The organism is Neisseria sp. P0021.S007, assembly GCF_051956855.1.
Map to the genome: position 1 here is coordinate 1 of NZ_JBQCXA010001255.1, position 509 is coordinate 509.

Below are 509 nucleotides of genomic sequence, written 5' to 3' on the forward strand. Positions count from 1 at the left end.
TTTTTGTGCGCCGGCCTGCAAAATGTCTTCAATTTGAGATGGTTTGGCTGTCAACTCATTGTAACGCTCGCGCGGTTCTGCGAGCTCGGCATTGATTTTTGCACCCAAGAGTTTCTTGGCCTCACCCCAAGCAAGGCCTTCGGCCAGCATTTGCGTGAACTCAGCAGTTTCAGACAGCGTGGAGAAGGCTTTGTAGATTTCAAACAGAGGACTTTCATCAGGCTGTTTCGGCTCGCCGGGTTCTTTCATATTGGTGATGATTTTGTTGACCGATTTTTGGGTTTTTTTATCGTTTTCCCAAAGCGGAATGGTATTGCCGTAAGACTTGGACATTTTGCGTCCGTCCAAGCCGACCAAGAGTTCGACGTTTTCATCAATCTTCACTTCTGGCAGGGTGAAGAGTTCTTGGAAGCGGTGGTTAAAGCGACCGGCAATATCGCGTGCCATTTCAACGTGTTGGATTTGGTCGCGACCGACTGGTACTTCATGGGCATTGAACATAAGGATGT

Annotated in this window: 1 pseudogene; it reads right to left on the reverse strand. The window is 48.3% G+C overall.

Annotated features, from left to right (window positions below):
- A pseudogene (locus ACTHUR_RS18600) lies at positions 1-509 on the reverse strand (tryptophan--tRNA ligase); the annotation flags it as partial.